Genomic DNA, 15,166 nt, shown 5'->3' with positions numbered 1-15,166 from the left:
CGGCGGTTTTTTTTTGCAAGAAATTTGACGAAAAATAGAGCAAAAGCCTTTCGTGTAAAGAAATGTAAAGATATAATCGGGCTAACTATTGCACAAAAAACAACAACAAAAAAGCAATGATCTGAATAATAAAATCTAAATAGAGCTTATAAAAGCCGATGAACAACGAACTTCAGATAGCTACAGAGTCCAGAGATATTGCGCGCTTGCGTAAGGCTGTGGCGCGTCTAAAGAACATTGCTTTGAAGTACCGACAATCTGAAGTCGTGCAGAAAGCCCTTTTCCGCATTTCAGAACTCGCCTCGTCCGCTCGCGACATGTCTGAGTTTTATCCGGCCTTACACGCCATCATTGACGAGTTGATGATGGCGAAAAACTTTTTCGTATGCCTTTTCGACGAAAACAAAGATACCGTTAAATTCGTGTACTTTGTTGATGAATACGACGATGTTCCCAGCAATGAACAGTTTCCAGCCGAGGTGTTGCGGCAGGGTATGACCGGTTACGTCATGCGAACGTCAGCGCCGTTCTTATTGAATGAAGAAAACTTCCACGCGCTCGTTAAAGCCGGCGAAATTCGAGACTTAGGCGCACCGCCAGTCGACTGGTTAGGCGTGCCTCTGAAAAGTGGCGAACGTGTTATTGGCGCAATGGTCGTGCAAAGTTATACCGAGAACATTGGCTATACCGCTGCCGACAAAGAGCTGTTCATGTTCGTATCACAACATATCGTGAACGCGTTGGAGCGGATCCGGCAACGCGAATTTATGCGAGAGGAAATAGATCGACAGACTGCAAGCTTACGCGATATCAACCGCGATCTCGAAGAGCAAATTGTAGAACGTAAACGGGCAGAGAAGCTCTCAGCCGTGCTGTATGCAATTTCTGAGTTGACGAACACCTCGGAGAATATGGAGAACTTTTTCAAGCAGTTGCATCGGCAAATCGGCCTGTTGATGAATAACGATAACTTTTTCGTTGCTTTACTTGATGACGATCGTAAGCATATTCGCTTCCCTTATTATGTGGATGAACGCGACGCTCAACTGCTTGAGCGGCGCCCGTTGAGCAAAGGCTTAACGGAGTATGTTATCGCCACCAAAAAGCCGGCGTATATCGATACCGAAGCCTATGACCAGTTAGTCGCTGCAAACAAAGTTGAATTCAAACACAAGCGCTATGGCACTCGTCCCACTCAGTGGCTAGGTTCACCGTTATTGGTCGATGACCAAGTGATTGGAGTGTTATCGGTACAAACCTATACCGACAAGGTCAGCTATAAAAAAGACGACCTAGAACTGTTAAACTTTGTCTCACAACATGTAGCGGTGGCGATTGAGCGACGTCGAAATGCCGATGAAGTTAAACGAGTCAATGCTTTCCTTGAGAAAAAAGTAGCGGAACGAACAGAAGAGCTGGTGGGCGAAATAGAGCGCCGTAAGAAGATCGAAGAGAAGCTGTTTTATGATGCTCACCACGACACCTTAACGGGCTTACCTAACCGCTCAATGTTTACTGAACGGTTACAGCAGGCATTAAAGCAGAAGCGTCGCTTCCCAAGCCATAATTTCGCAGTCCTGTTTGTTGACCTCGATCGGTTTAAAGATATCAACGATTCACTCGGACACTCCGCCGGTGATGAGTTCTTGCTAGAAGCAAGCCGTCGAATCGGTGAATGTGTGCGAGACAACGATACAGTAGCGCGTTTAGGTGGCGACGAATTTGTTATTTTACTCAATCTGATTAGCCGTATCGATGATGCGAAAGATATTGCGACTCGGGTAATTGAACAGATGCGTCAGCCATTTGTGTTCGGCGAAACCGAACATTATTCTGGGGCAAGTGTTGGCATTGCTGAGTGTAAGTCTCGTAATGACTCGGCGGAACGGCTATTGCGTGACGCAGACGCAGCAATGTATCAAGCAAAAAGTATGGGGCGCGGTCGATACGTGGTATTTGACGAGAGTATCCATAAAGATCTTGTGGCGTCGTTACATCGCGAGTCGGAACTGCGTCATGCTCAGTTCGATCAAGATTTCGTACTACAACAATTTGACTTAGTTTCGCTCGATGATGGCGCTGGCAAAGCGCGTGAAGTTTTGGTTCGCTGGCAACGTGGTGAACAGCTATTGACACCACAAAACTTTCTCAACATTGCCGAGAAAACCGGGATGATTCTATCCCTTGATCATTGGATGCTCACGCGGTGCTGTGAAATCTTGGCAGGCGAGAAATCAGACTTGCCTATTTACGTTAGTTTATCGACCAAGCATCTATATAAGCTGGCTGATGTAAAAAATCTATTGGCGATTGTCAAACAGGCAGGTATCGCGCCCAGTCGACTGGTTTTTGAGTTTAGTGAAACAGAGCTCAGCGATAACTCCAAGCGCCAACTGACCGCCTTAAAAACGCTTGCTGATGCTGGCGTCGGGCTCGCTCTGAACGACTTTGGCCGTAGCTCTGGCGCTTTACAATATCTACTGAATTATCCATTTACCCACGTTAAGTTAGACCCTCGCTTCGTCGAGGAAACTGCGAATAGTAAACGTGCCGGAGTGATGGTTCGTAATGTCGTAAACTTATGTAATGAGTTGTCGATTACCATCGCGGCTGCGGGAATAGATACTCCAGCTCAATTGCAGGCGTTGCGCCAATCGGGCGTACAAATCGGTGTGGGTAAGCAATTAGGCGAGCCTATCTGGCTTCACAAACGTGAAAAGCAGGAAGCTATTTAAGCGCATTCCTTAGCATTGACAGCCCATCGTTTCGCCACTCTTCTTCTCTTTCCGGCGTAATAGGCGTTTTTCCTTCCCATTCCAGGTCATCTTGCGGTAATTCGAATAAAAATCGGCTGGGCTCTGGCCGCAGCAGGTCGCCATATTGGCGCCGTTCTTTCGCCATGGTAAAGATTAACGACTGCTGCGCGCGGGTGATCCCAACATAGGCAAGGCGCCGCTCTTCTTCCACCATATTGTCATCGATACTTGATTGATGGGGCAGCAACCCCTCTTCCATACCGACTAAGAACACGTGTGGAAACTCCAGCCCTTTTGAGGCATGCAAGGTCATCAGCTGCACCTGGTCGCCAAACTCTTCTTCCTCATGGCGTGACATCAGGTCACGCAGACAGAGCTTGGCCACCGCTTGTTCAAAGTTTAACGGCTCATGCTCGTCGTCACCTTTGATCATCTCGCCGACCCAGCGTAGCAATTCGCTGATATTCTTGTAGCGCATTTCTGCCGCACTTTGGCTTGGACTGGCTTCGTACAGCCATTCTTCATAACCAATTTCTTTAATTAGCTGATAAAGCGCGGGCATGACCTCACGGCTATCGTCACAGCGTCGAGCGGTCTGTTTGATCAGATGGGTAAACAACTGTACTGATTGATACTCGCGACTACCCAAGCGTGTTTTTAGCGCTTGATGCTGGGCGGCTTCCAGTAAACTGGTGTGCAATTCGTGGGCTAGCTCACCGATGCGTTCGACCGTATGCGGACCAATACCGCGCTTGGGCACATTGACGACCCGAATAAAGGCCGTGTCATCGGTCGGATTCATAAGCAAGCGCAGGTAGGCCATGATGTCTTTCACTTCGGCCCGGGCAAAAAAGCTTTGGCCACCGGTCATGCGGTACGGAATACGGTTGGTCAACAAGGCTTTCTCAAAAATGCGTGACTGATGGTTGCCGCGATAAAGCACTGCGAAATGCGAGTAGGGCGTACGTTCCAAAAAGCGCCGGCGTACAATCTCGGCAACCACACGCTCTGCCTCATGTTCTTCATTGCGGCCATAAATGACCCGCAGCGGTACCCCGTACTCCATTTCTGAGAACAGTTTCTTCTCGAACACATGGGGATTGTTCTCAATCAGAATATTCGCCGACTTAAGAATACGGCCATGGGAACGGTAATTTTGCTCAAGCTTTATCACCTGTAACTGCGGAAAATCTTGTTGCAATAATGCGAGATTCTGCGGCTGCGCCCCGCGCCAGGAGTAGATCGACTGATCATCGTCACCGACCACGGTGAAACGCGCTTGCTCACCGACCAGCAGTTTCACTAGCTGGTATTGAGACGTATTGGTATCCTGATACTCATCGACCAATAAATACTGAAACTTTTTCTGCCAGCGCTCGCGTGCGGCGGCATCGCTGGCCAGCAGCTGGGTCGGCAGCAAGATGAGGTCATCAAAATCTAACGCGTTACAGGCACGCATATTTTGCTGATAGCGACGGTAAAACTCGGCAAATTCTTCCTCATCTGGCGTTTTTGCATGCGTCAGCGCCTGTTGCGGTGTCCACATGGCATTTTTCCAGTTGCCAATTTGGCTCTGCAAGCGCTTCAAGGTGTCTTTGTCACCGTCCAGTTCGGGTTCGGTTAACGCCTTGAGCAAGGCAAAACTATCTTGATCATCGAACAGGGAAAAGCCCGACTTTAAGCCCAGCTGCTTAACCTCTTTGCGGATAATACTTAACCCGAGAGTATGAAAAGTGGACACGGTGAGACCACGGATCTGCTGTCGGCCGAGCGTCTTTCCGATGCGCTCTTTCATTTCCCGCGCGGCCTTATTGGTAAAGGTCACAGCTGCAATATGTCGAGCTTGATACTGACAGCGGGTAATCAAGTAGGCGATCTTCTCAGTGATCACGCGCGTTTTGCCACTGCCCGCGCCAGCGAGCACCAGTACCGGACCACCGATGGCTTCAACCGCTTCTTGTTGGCGTGGGTTTAACTTCATGATGGCCTTATGAATTTGCGAAAAATGGGCGCTGTCTTAGCGAACTGAACAGCAGATTTTACCGTAAACTCCTGCTAAGCTAAAAGACTATTCCGTAATTCGCCCAAGGAGTTTGTAATGGACGCGAAAAAAATTGAAGACATTGCGAAACAAATCAATGATAGCATCCCCGCTGGCATGAAGGATTTTGCTGGCAGCATGGAACAACGAATCAAACAAATTCTGCAGCAGCAGTTAGGCAAACTCGACGTGGTTACCCACGAAGAGCTCGACGTACAGCAACAACTTTTGCTACGTTTGCGCCAGCGTGTTGAAGCCTTGGAGCAGCAACTGCAAGCTCTGCAACAGGACAAAAACGACTAAAGTTAATTGGCAAATTGAAAAAGGTGGTACCCATGGCACAGTGGATGACTGGCGAAGTGATCGAGAATCATGCATGGAACAATGAGTTATTCAGTTTACGGGTGCGGGTACCCAAGCCGTTTGAGTTTATCGCCGGGCAATTTGTGCGCTTAGGCCTGCATACTGAGGAACAGCGTATTCAGCGTGCGTACTCACTGGTCAATGGTCCTGATGATCCGATCCTCGACTTTTTGGTCAACCGCGTGCACGACGGCGATTTTTCGCCCCGCTTACATGACTTACGCGCCGGTCAGTCGATTGAGGTGAGCCAGCCACCGAGTGGCTTTTTTACCCTAAATGAAGTGCCCGAGGGCGAGAGCCTATGGCTGATCGCCACTGGCACCGGTATTGGCCCCTATCTGTCTATGCTGACGACGACGATTCCTTACGAACGTTTTGCCCGTATTCACCTGATTCATGCAGTGCGTTATGAGGCCGACTTAGCCTATCAGCAACAAATCCTGGATTGGGTTGCTGCCCATCCAGGGCAGCTTCATTATCAGCCTGTGGTAAGCCGCGAAGACGCCACCGGCGCGCTGCGTGGTCGAATCCCGTCCCTCATCGTCGACGGCAAGCTGGAAGCTGCCCTGGGCGATGAGCTTAACGAGAACGCGCAGGTCATGTTATGCGGTAATCCCGATATGATCCGTGACGCCAAACAAGTACTCGCCGACAAAGGCCTACCGAAAAACCTACGCCGCAAACCGGGCAACGTTACTGTGGAACACTACTGGTAAGCCAGCTTAGGCTTTGGGATAAGCTAGCGAAACTACGTTTTATTAAAGCGGCCACACAAACAGAAGCAGACACAAGGAAGCGGCAACTGGCATTAACAACAGCTTAATGTCATTTAGCCGGTGCATCCGCAGGTTTCGAGGTTTTTTTCTTCGCTGGCTTTTTCGCTCCTAAGGCAATTAATACATGTTCGCGCTCGCGTGCTAGGAACATGGCAAGGTCTTCAAGCGTTTTTTCATCGGTGATTGTTTCGCTACGTTCAAGCAGGGGAACGAGTCCATCAACCATGTCCAACATCTTGTCGTAGGCATCGGCCTCAGCTTTCGTGGTAAATGTCATCTTATCCTCTCCGTCTCGCACAACAACGTATTGAGTTACTACCGGCATAGTTGATCCTTATGGATAGTTAAAATGGATAGTTAAAAAAGAACTGTATATTTGTACAGTTGCTAGCAGCCTGTTGCAACCTTTTATTTGTCGAGGGTAGCAATTGGTTTGCGTAAGACTCCCAAAACGAGCGGTGATCTCGTAAGGAAAAATCCGTTGTTGCGGCGGCGCATCATTTATTGGTGGTCGTTATACTGATTGGACAAAATGCGTTTGTGGCTGAAAGTCAAAGGAGTGACGATGGGCTCGATCAGTTTGGCGCGGGTGTTTACCCGGGCATTGTATGGCATGGAAGCACCGCTGGTGACGGTCGAGGTGTGTCTGGCGTCCGGGCTGCCGGCCTTTACGGTGGTCGGCATGCCGCAAGCCGGTGTGCGCGAAGCACGGGACCGCGTACGTTCGGCGATTCAGGCGAGCGAGTTTACCTTTCCCCGAGGTAGCAAAATTACCGTTAACCTGGCACCCGCGGACTTACCTAAACACGGAGCGCGCTACGACTTAGCCATAGCTATTGGCATTCTCGCAGCCGACGGTCAGTTGAGCGAAAGCGCAGTGGTATCGCGTGAGTTCTATGGCGAACTCACCTTAAATGGCGAATTACGCGGCGTTGAGGGCATGCTACCGGCATTGCTCGCGTGCCGCCGGGAAGCTCGTGAAGCCGTTATCCCGCTTGATAATCTGGCCGAGGCGCAGGTGATTCGCGAGCAGCAGTGTGTGGTGGGCGAAAGCCTGCGTGATGTAGTGGAACACCTGAGCGGTCCACATAAACTCCCCCTAGTGAAGGGTGAGACAACCGATCATCACGTTTATCCCAGTGGTGACCTTGCCGATGTCATTGGTCAGGAGCAAGCCAAGCGCGCGTTAGTGCTGGCGGCAATGGGTGGGCATCATTTATTGTTCGTGGGGCCGCCAGGCACCGGCAAAACCATGCTGGCACAGCGGCTGCTTGGTTTATTACCGCCATTGACCGACGAAGAAGGTCTTGAGGTCGCAGCTGTGCGAAGTGTTGCGAACTTTCAGCATCGACTTGAAAGACCACAAAGTTGGTTACAACGACAGTTGCGAGCTCCCCACCATTCATGTTCTGCGGCAGCGCTGGTCGGCGGTGGCTCTCCCCCGCAGCCTGGTGAAATTTCTCTAGCGCATAAGTCGTTACTTTTTTTGGACGAGCTTCCCGAGTTTTCGCGACATGTTTTAGATTCGTTGCGTGAGCCGCTCGAGTCTGGCCAGGTGTCGATAAGCCGTGCCGGATATCAAGCCAAGTTCCCCGCGAGGTTTCAGTTGATATGCGCTTTGAATCCGTCTCCGTGTGGACAATTTGATGGCACCCTAACGAGCGCGCGAGCAAGCCCCGATCAGATCAGCCGCTATTTAAGTAAGCTATCAGGACCTTTATTAGACCGTATTGATATGCAAGTCGCGGTGCCGCGACAGCCGGAGGTTCTTAAGCAGCAACATCAACAACTGCCCGCGCAAAGCCCACAGTTACGGCAACAGGTCGCACAAGTTAGGCGAAGTCAGATCCAGCGCCAAGGATGCTTAAACAGTGAGCTTAAGACAGCGGAGTTGGCCCGGTTTTGTAGGCTTGAAGCTGACGAACACGCATTTTTAGTTGCCGCCATAGAAAAGTTTGAATTATCTCATCGTGCCTATCATCGTATTTTGCGGTTAGCGCGGACAATTGCCGATGCCGCTAACGCAGAAGCAATAGAAACGAGCCACTTGGCCGAGGCTTTGGGCTATCGAGCGTTAGATAGATTGTTGCAGCAACTACGGAGTTTATAGTTGATACAGCCTAGGAATAAATTTTAAAGGATGCAGAAACAGTGTTATAAAGGGTTCAAGCAGGTGCAGAAAAAAGCGTGTGGTGTGTCATATCAATTCGTACTAAGAGAGAATTCGTTTGAGAAGTAAAGTTAGCTGGCTATTTTCCGCTGTGGCCATTATCTACTTTGTGATTGCCTTTTATGCAGCAGATGAACTTCAGTCATTGCTGGAGAGTCGAGCAAGTTCGCTCGCCAAAGAAAAAACATTAGTAAGTGTTTCTTCAGCTAAATCAACGCTCGAGTCGAGTCTCTACCGAGATATCTACCTAGGTGATAGCCTCGCAACCGTCATCACGCTAAACCGTCAGTTTGCAATGGATAATTGGTTAGACTTAGGGGCTACTCTGATTAGTAAAGCCAATAACGTTCGCAATGTGGGGGTAGCGCCCGACGATGTCATTTCAAAAAACTACCCTGCAGCAGGCAATGAGCGCGCGATAGGATTTAACTTAAGAGAAAGCGCCACGCAATACCCCTCGGTGTTAGAGGCAAGAGAGCTTCAAGACGTATTTCTCGCTGGGCCATTTGAGTTGGTGCAGGGCGGTAAAGCACTGGCAGGACGCTACCCGATATTCAGCGACTCTCCGTTTAATACAAACTATTGGGGCACCGTCAGTGTCATTATCGACTTTGATAGGTTGATTGAAAGCACAGGTATACTCGACGTTCAGGGCGCGACCCTTGCCATGCGTGGGGTTGATGGCAAAGGGGACGAGGGGGAGGTGTTTTTTGGCCCTGCAGAAGTTTTCAACGCCCCAGATTTTGTGACGAGAGTAAGTATTCCAAATGGCGAGTGGGTACTGGCAGGGAATTATACATCGGTGATTCCCCAAGCCCTTCATTCGCCCTATGTGTTAGTTAAATGGACGGTGTTTTCAGCCCTAGCGCTAGTTTTTCTTTCCGCCTGGTTTATGTGGCGTGGTTACCGGGTGCATCGCCTTCATGCTTACCAAGATGAACTTACAGGCATCGCCAATCGGCGCTACGCCATGCGTCGCCTCGATGAATTGATGTCGAACGAGAGACGCTCAGACTTCACGGTGCTTAGTATCGATTTAAACCGATTTAAACGGATCAATGATAACTTAGGTCACCATGCGGGAGATCTATTACTGCAACTAGTGAGCGACGAAATTCAACGGGCTATTCGCGGTTCTGACATTGTTGCGCGCATGGGCGGTGATGAGTTCTTGGTATTATTGCACCGCCTAAAAGACCCCGTGAAAGTAAATAAAGTGATTGAGAAAATCAGAGAACAAGTAGAACACAGCTCAATTTGTATTAACGAGCAAGTGATCCACCCATCATTAAGCATTGGCTTTGCGACGAAAACCAAGGCGATCACTTGCGTTCGTGAGTTACTTAAAATAGCCGACGAGCGCATGTACGAAGACAAAGCACAGCGCTCAACTCATTAACTACGTAGTGCTGCAGCGAAGCATGCAACAAAGTGTGCAATTGCCGTCTGCGGCACACCAAGATGCGTTACCAAGCGTAATCGTTGCGAGTCACCAACAATAATGTCGTGTTGTTTTAAATACTGACAGACCTTCTGTGCCGTCAAGTGACTATCGTAGTTTAAGTAAACCATGTTGGTTTGAGCTGGCTCAACAGTGATGCCGTCAAGCTTGGCAAGTTCGCTGGCTAAGAGCTTCGCATTTGCATGGTCGTCTGCCAGGCGGTTAATGTGATGATCTAACGCATAGTCCATCGCCGCAGCAATGACTCCCGCTTGGCGCATACCGCCACCAAGCATTTTGCGCCAGCGATGTGCGCGCGCAATAAAATCTCGGTCGCCCACCAACACTGAACCTACGGGCGTGCCAAGCCCTTTTGAAAAACAAAGGGATACGCTATCAAACGGCGCAGCTAGCTCCGCCAACGAACAGCCGCTTGCCACGGCTGCATTGAATAATCGTGCACCGTCTAAATGCAGATTTAAACCATACTGGTCAACCAAGGTACGCGCTTGGTTCACATACTGCTGGGAAATTACTTTACCCGTATGAGTATTTTCAAGAGCGAGTAGTCGCGAGATCGGGAAGTGAGGGTCGTCAGGCTTGATGCGTTTTTCAACGCTTGCAAGATCAAGGGTTCCATCGGCCTCAACTTCAAATGGTTGCGGAACAATACCACCAAGTACGGCGGCTCCACCGGCTTCGTAACGATAGGTGTGGTACTCTTGGCCGACGAGATATTCTTCACCCCGCTGGCAATGGCTTAGCAATGCCAATAAGTTTGTTTGGGTACCACTACTTGCGATCAATGCAGCCTGTTTACCTGTTATGGCTGCTACACGCTGCTGTAGGGCATTGATAGTTGGGTCATCACCAAATACATCGTCACCGACAGGGGCCCCAGCCATAGCTTCACGCATAGCTGGGGTGGGTTGCGTTACGGTGTCACTACGTAAATCTAAAATCACAATAGGCTCCTACTCTGCGTAGCCCCAAGCTGCGGGTGGCTCGGCTATCGGCTGAGATAAGTCGACCGCCACTACAAACTCACGACCAGGGCGAGTAAGCTCGTAGAACATGGTTTGACCTTCAAAGGAAATAATCCAGGTATTGTTGGTCGATACGTCTAAGCCATTGTCGACGAAGAGTTCTTTACTTGCGCTGTCCACCGGAAATGCTTGCATATCGGCGCTTCCTACGGCAACGGTATGCCCGCCATACGGCGAAACATCATCTGGTGTTCCGTCTTGGTGTAGATGAATATGTTGAAAGTCGATACCGTCGGCAGTGCGGTTTAGTACCCACGTACGCGAACGGTCGTCGCCCACATGTAATGGCATACGAATCGTATCACTTTCACAGTCACGAATATGCACCACAAGATCTTGCTGCCAGGCAGCACTCGGCTGATTATCGGCAACGACTTCTGCGGCATAGGCTTGACCACAGTAGGGAGTAAACGCTGCCATAAACGCGTCTTGTGGGTTTTGCGATTGAGGCTGACACGCGGTAGCTACCAGAGCCGTGGTCGCGAGCAGAAAAGAACGGCGAAAAGCGTTAGAAATGGGCATGAATACACCTCGTCCGGTTGAATAAGTTAACTAATGTGCCATAAGTTATGCGAAAAAGCATGATGAAAGGCGATGTGCGAATTGGCATCATTAGGGTTCATCGTGCGATACTACTGCAACTTTGAGAATCAATGGAAACCACAGCATGCGAGTTTATCAAAATGTATTGGAAATGATTGGTGAAACGCCAATGGTAAAGGTTAGCCACATCGATACTGGCCCTTGTGAGCTTTATTTGAAGCTTGAGAATCTGAACCCTGGTGGCTCTATTAAAGATCGTATTGCCGTGAGTATGATTGAAGCTGCAGAGCAGGCTGGAAAATTAAAGCCAGGTATGACGATTATTGAGGCTACCGCCGGGAATACTGGCCTAGGTTTAGCGCTTGTTGCTGCGAGTAAAGGCTACCCTTTGCAAATTGTAATGCCTGATAAAATGTCAGCGGAGAAAGTGAACAACCTTAAAGCCATGGGGGCGGAGGTAGTGCAAACCCGTTCAGATGTGCAAAAAGGACACCCTGAATACTATCAAGATATGGCTGCACGAATGGCGCAAGAAAATGGCTATTTCTATGTCAATCAATTCGCCAACGAAGCAAATGTGACCGCTCATTATGAAACGACAGGGCCAGAAATATGGCAACAAATGCAGGGTGACTTAGACGCGTTTGTATGTGGCGTTGGCTCTGGCGGTACCTTAACAGGAATTGGTCGTTATTTGCGTAAGCAAAATACCGCGATCGACTTAGTTCTGGCCGACCCGGAAGGTTCAATTTTAGAACCTTTAGTTAATCGCAACGAAACGGTTGAAGCTGGAAGTTGGCTTGCCGAGGGTATTGGCGAAGACTTTATCCCTGATATTTGTGATATCAAACTGGCAAATAAAGCCTATGCTGTGAGCGATAAAGAGGGTTTCCACACGGCGCGTGAACTGCTGGTGAAAGAGGGCGTGATGGTGGGCTCATCAAGCGGCACTTTGATTGCCGCGGCGCTGCGTTACTGTCGCGAACAAACCGAAGCGAAACGAGTGGTAACTTTGGCTTGTGATACGGGCAATCGGTACCTATCTAAACTATATAACGATGAGTGGATGGCCGCTCAAAATCTGCTGGAGGAGTAAGCATGGCGGACGCGAAAAAGATGAAGTTTGCAACCAAGAGTATCCATGGCGGACAAGCACCTGAGCCAGCAACTGGCGCGGTCATGCCACCTATTTTTACCAGCTCGACGTACATTCAGAAAAGTCCTGGCGAACACCAAGGCTTTGAGTATTCGCGCTCACATAACCCAACCAGATTTGCTTGGGAGCGTGCCGTTGCAAGTTTAGAAAATGGTACTCGCGGATTTGCGTTTGGTTCGGGAATGGCGGCCACTTCCACCATCATGGAATTGCTAAATAGCGGTGACCATGTAGTTGCAATGGACGATCTGTACGGTGGTACCTATCGGTTGTTCGACAAGGTTCGAGGCCGTTCTGCTGGGTTAGAGTTCTCCTATGTTGACTTGAGCGATATGGGCGCCGTTGAAGCCGCTATCACTAGCAAAACGCGGATGATTTGGGTCGAAACCCCTAGTAACCCAATGTTGCGATTGGTTGATATTGAAGCCATTGTAAGCCTAGCGAAGCAACATAATATTATCGTTGTAGTGGATAATACGTTCGCCACACCGTTTAACCAGCGCCCCCTCGACTTAGGGGTCGATATCGTCATGCATTCTGCCACTAAATACCTCAATGGCCACTCGGATATGGTTGGCGGCATCGCTGTGGTAGGTGAGAACACTGAGCTTGCTGAGCAAATGGCCTTCTTACAGAATTCGGTTGGCGCGGTAGCCGGACCTTTCGATAGCTATTTAGCCCTGCGTGGTGTGAAAACCCTAGCGTTACGGATGAAGCAACACAATGAAGCGGCGCTAACTATTGCCAAGTGGTTAGAACAGCATCCGGCGGTAGAAAAAGTGATTCATCCTGGTTTAGCGAGTCATCCACAGCATGAGTTAGCGAAAAAGCAAATGACTGGTTTTGGCGGCATGATTTCTATTTTGCTAAAAGGCGATTTGGAAAAAGCGCGAAGCTTCCTCGAAAACGTCCAAATTTTTGCGTTAGCGGAAAGCCTCGGTGGCGTTGAAAGCTTGATTGAGCATCCAGCAATTATGACCCATGCTTCAATACCTAAAGAGAATCGCGAGAAACTTGGTATTTTAGATAATTTTGTCCGTATTTCGGTCGGAATTGAGGATGTTGATGACCTGATCGATGACTTAGATCAGGCGCTAAATAGCTGACTTTGAAGGCTTCTTTACATTCTTTTACAATTGAATAAAGTTACGGTAGGCTAACTCGACAATTATTAGAAACACTACGATAAGGGTTATCCTATGCCTCTTAGCCTGTTCTTATTGCAAGGTTTAGTGGCGGCATTGTTGTTTTATGTGCTGGTCGGTCAATACAGTCGTCAGCCATTGTGGAGTATGCTTGCCGTACTAATTTGTGGAATGGTTCCGCCGGTCAATTGGACCTTACTGCTGGTAGCCGTCGGCTACCGTTTGTGGCGTCGTCCAGCAGCATTAATGACCGCCAAACACTAAATGAGAGACCTGTCGACTTATGAGTTCTGCTGACACCAGCGTTCGGCCTTTTCACCTTGCGATTCCGGTTAGTAGTATTGCACGGGCGCGCGAGTTTTATGGCGACGTACTTGGCTGTGCCGAAGGGCGCAGTTCTGAGCAGTGGGTCGATTGGGACTTTTACGGCCACCAGTTAGTTACCCACCTCGTTCCTGAGTCTACTGCGGCGACACACCATAATCCTGTCGACGGGCATGCAGTTCCAGTTCCTCATTTTGGCGTGGTACTGACGATGGCCAGTTGGCGTGCGTTAGCCGACCGAGTCGCAGCTGCTGGTATTCAGTTCGTTATCGAACCCCATGTGCGTTTTGCCGGTGAACCAGGCGAGCAAGCCACCATGTTTTTTTATGACTTTAGTGGCAACGCTCTCGAGTTCAAAGCTTTTAACGACTTGTCACAGCTTTTTGCCTCTTAAGCTCGTACGCCTCTAATCCTTCTTAGCTGGCGCGGCGACATTGCCGCCACTAACGATAACCCCCACCTTGCGTTCCGCGAAAATCTCTGGGTAGCGTTGTAGCGCGGCAACGGTGGTTGCGGAAGAAGGTTCAATCCACATATCGGTACACGACCATACGAGTTGCTGGGCTGCGTCGACCTGTTGTTCAGAAACTAAAAGAATGTCGCTGACCTGACGCTGAATAATGTCAAAGGGTAATGCACCAAGACTTGTTAGTAGGCCGTCGCAGCGACTCTTGGCGGGCATGGCAGGTTGAATACTGCCGTGTTGCAATGATTGTTTACCATCACTTGCGAGTTCTGGCTCAATACCAAAGCAACGGGCGCCAAAGCGTTTGGCGACGACACAGCTGCCACTAAGCAAACCGCCACCACCAAGTGGGGTGACGACCGCCCATAGGTCTGGGTAATCTTCACACAGCTCAAGTGCGGCGGTGCCTTGCCCGGCCATAATATCTAGGTGGTCGTAGGGTGGAATAATAATTGCCGATTGACGCGCTTGTTCAGCTAAAAACTGCTCACGCGCTGCCATGCCGGGCTCAATAGCATGAAGCTTAGCACCATACTTCAGCATGTTGTCGCGTTTTAACGGCGATGCGTTCGTGGCAACGCCAACGGTTACCTGCACGCCCAAAAGTTGCCCCGCTGCTGCTAGGGCCGCGCCATGATTGCCAGATGACACGGTCACCACTCCTTGTTGACGTTGCTCAGGCGCTAATTGAAGCAGTGCATTGCAGGCGCCGCGGAATTTGAAAGCGCCACTTTTTTGCAGGTTCTCGCATTTGAGCATTACCTGGCAGCCAAGAGCCGAATCCAGTGCCGCGGAATGTTTAACCGGCGTGCGCAGGACACGCGCCGCGATACGGTCGGCGGCTGCGGTTATGTCATCAAAGGTCATCATAGAAATCTCATCCGAAACTGTCGTGGCTGTCAGATTACCGTGAATTAAAGTACAGCGCTACGATGGGTT

The 15,166-nt window shown here is 49.7% G+C and carries 14 protein-coding genes; 9 read left to right on the top strand and 5 right to left on the bottom strand.

Going from position 1 to position 15,166, the window contains the following annotated elements; translation table 11 throughout:
* The first annotated feature begins 242 nt into the window (after positions 1-242).
* The gene (locus PSI9734_RS05670) at positions 243-2,735 is read left to right on the top strand and encodes a sensor domain-containing phosphodiesterase (protein WP_246194765.1); all 2,493 of its coding nucleotides are present in this window, start codon (positions 243-245) and stop codon (positions 2,733-2,735) included.
* Here PSI9734_RS05670 and rep read toward each other — a convergent pair.
* Positions 2,728-4,737 carry a DNA helicase Rep gene (gene rep / locus PSI9734_RS05665; RefSeq protein ID WP_173920156.1) on the bottom strand — a complete coding sequence of 670 codons (2,010 nt, stop codon included), beginning with the start codon at positions 4,735-4,737 and terminating at the stop codon, positions 2,728-2,730. The two genes, PSI9734_RS05670 and rep, sit on opposite strands and share 8 nt — an antisense overlap.
* 117 nt (positions 4,738-4,854) lie before the next feature.
* Here rep and PSI9734_RS05660 point away from each other — a divergent pair, with 117 nt between their 5' ends.
* Together PSI9734_RS05660 and PSI9734_RS05655 are read left to right on the top strand one after the other, a co-directional pair.
* Positions 4,855-5,100: an accessory factor UbiK family protein gene (locus tag PSI9734_RS05660; protein WP_173920155.1), complete on the top strand. Its 246-nt coding sequence runs from the start codon at positions 4,855-4,857 to the stop codon at positions 5,098-5,100.
* Between the two features lie 32 nt (positions 5,101-5,132).
* Positions 5,133-5,876: a ferredoxin--NADP reductase gene (locus PSI9734_RS05655; protein ID WP_173920154.1), complete on the top strand. Its 744-nt coding sequence runs from the start codon at positions 5,133-5,135 to the stop codon at positions 5,874-5,876.
* A 109-nt stretch (positions 5,877-5,985) separates the two neighbouring features.
* On the opposite strand, the gene PSI9734_RS05650 is transcribed toward PSI9734_RS05655, so the two are convergent.
* Positions 5,986-6,261 (bottom strand): YebG family protein, encoded by a 276-nt coding sequence (locus PSI9734_RS05650; protein ID WP_173920153.1) that lies wholly within the window; start codon positions 6,259-6,261, stop codon positions 5,986-5,988.
* Positions 6,262-6,510: 249 nt separating this feature from the next.
* Between PSI9734_RS05650 and PSI9734_RS05645 the strand changes: the two genes are divergently transcribed.
* Together PSI9734_RS05645 and PSI9734_RS05640 are read left to right on the top strand one after the other, a co-directional pair.
* Positions 6,511-8,046 carry a YifB family Mg chelatase-like AAA ATPase gene (locus PSI9734_RS05645; RefSeq protein ID WP_173920371.1) on the top strand — a complete coding sequence of 512 codons (1,536 nt, stop codon included), beginning with the start codon at positions 6,511-6,513 and terminating at the stop codon, positions 8,044-8,046.
* 118 nt (positions 8,047-8,164) lie between these two features.
* Positions 8,165-9,505, top strand: coding sequence for a diguanylate cyclase domain-containing protein (locus PSI9734_RS05640; protein ID WP_173920152.1), 1,341 nt, complete (start codon positions 8,165-8,167; stop codon positions 9,503-9,505).
* On the opposite strand, the gene ltaE is transcribed toward PSI9734_RS05640, so the two are convergent.
* Together ltaE and PSI9734_RS05630 are read right to left on the bottom strand one after the other, a co-directional pair.
* Positions 9,502-10,512: a low-specificity L-threonine aldolase gene (gene ltaE, locus PSI9734_RS05635; protein WP_343039768.1), complete on the bottom strand. Its 1,011-nt coding sequence runs from the start codon at positions 10,510-10,512 to the stop codon at positions 9,502-9,504. The genes PSI9734_RS05640 and ltaE overlap by 4 nt on opposite strands.
* Before the next feature lie 9 nt (positions 10,513-10,521).
* On the bottom strand, positions 10,522-11,115 hold the full coding sequence (locus tag PSI9734_RS05630) for a hypothetical protein (protein WP_173920151.1): 594 nt from the start codon (positions 11,113-11,115) through the stop codon (positions 10,522-10,524).
* A 145-nt stretch (positions 11,116-11,260) separates the two neighbouring features.
* Between PSI9734_RS05630 and PSI9734_RS05625 the strand changes: the two genes are divergently transcribed.
* The 4 genes from PSI9734_RS05625 to PSI9734_RS05610 all read left to right on the top strand — a co-directional run bounded on the left by PSI9734_RS05625 (position 11,261) and on the right by PSI9734_RS05610 (position 14,155).
* Positions 11,261-12,232: a PLP-dependent cysteine synthase family protein gene (locus tag PSI9734_RS05625; protein ID WP_173920150.1), complete on the top strand. Its 972-nt coding sequence runs from the start codon at positions 11,261-11,263 to the stop codon at positions 12,230-12,232.
* Positions 12,233-12,234: 2 nt separating this feature from the next.
* Positions 12,235-13,398, top strand: a complete 1,164-nt coding sequence (locus tag PSI9734_RS05620) for a cystathionine gamma-synthase (protein WP_173920149.1) — start codon at positions 12,235-12,237, stop codon at positions 13,396-13,398.
* Between the two features lie 93 nt (positions 13,399-13,491).
* Positions 13,492-13,701, top strand: coding sequence for a hypothetical protein (locus PSI9734_RS05615; protein ID WP_173920148.1), 210 nt, complete (start codon positions 13,492-13,494; stop codon positions 13,699-13,701).
* Between the two features lie 19 nt (positions 13,702-13,720).
* A complete protein-coding gene (locus PSI9734_RS05610) occupies positions 13,721-14,155 on the top strand; it encodes a VOC family protein (RefSeq protein WP_173920147.1) in 435 nt (144 codons plus the stop codon).
* Positions 14,156-14,167: 12 nt separating this feature from the next.
* On the opposite strand, the gene PSI9734_RS05605 is transcribed toward PSI9734_RS05610, so the two are convergent.
* Positions 14,168-15,097: a pyridoxal-phosphate dependent enzyme gene (locus PSI9734_RS05605; protein ID WP_173920146.1), complete on the bottom strand. Its 930-nt coding sequence runs from the start codon at positions 15,095-15,097 to the stop codon at positions 14,168-14,170.
* Positions 15,098-15,166 lie beyond the last annotated feature (69 nt).

The organism is Pseudidiomarina piscicola, assembly GCF_902806985.1.
GTDB lineage: Bacteria > Pseudomonadota > Gammaproteobacteria > Enterobacterales > Alteromonadaceae > Pseudidiomarina > Pseudidiomarina piscicola.
This window is presented reverse-complemented; position numbering and strand designations above follow the sequence as displayed.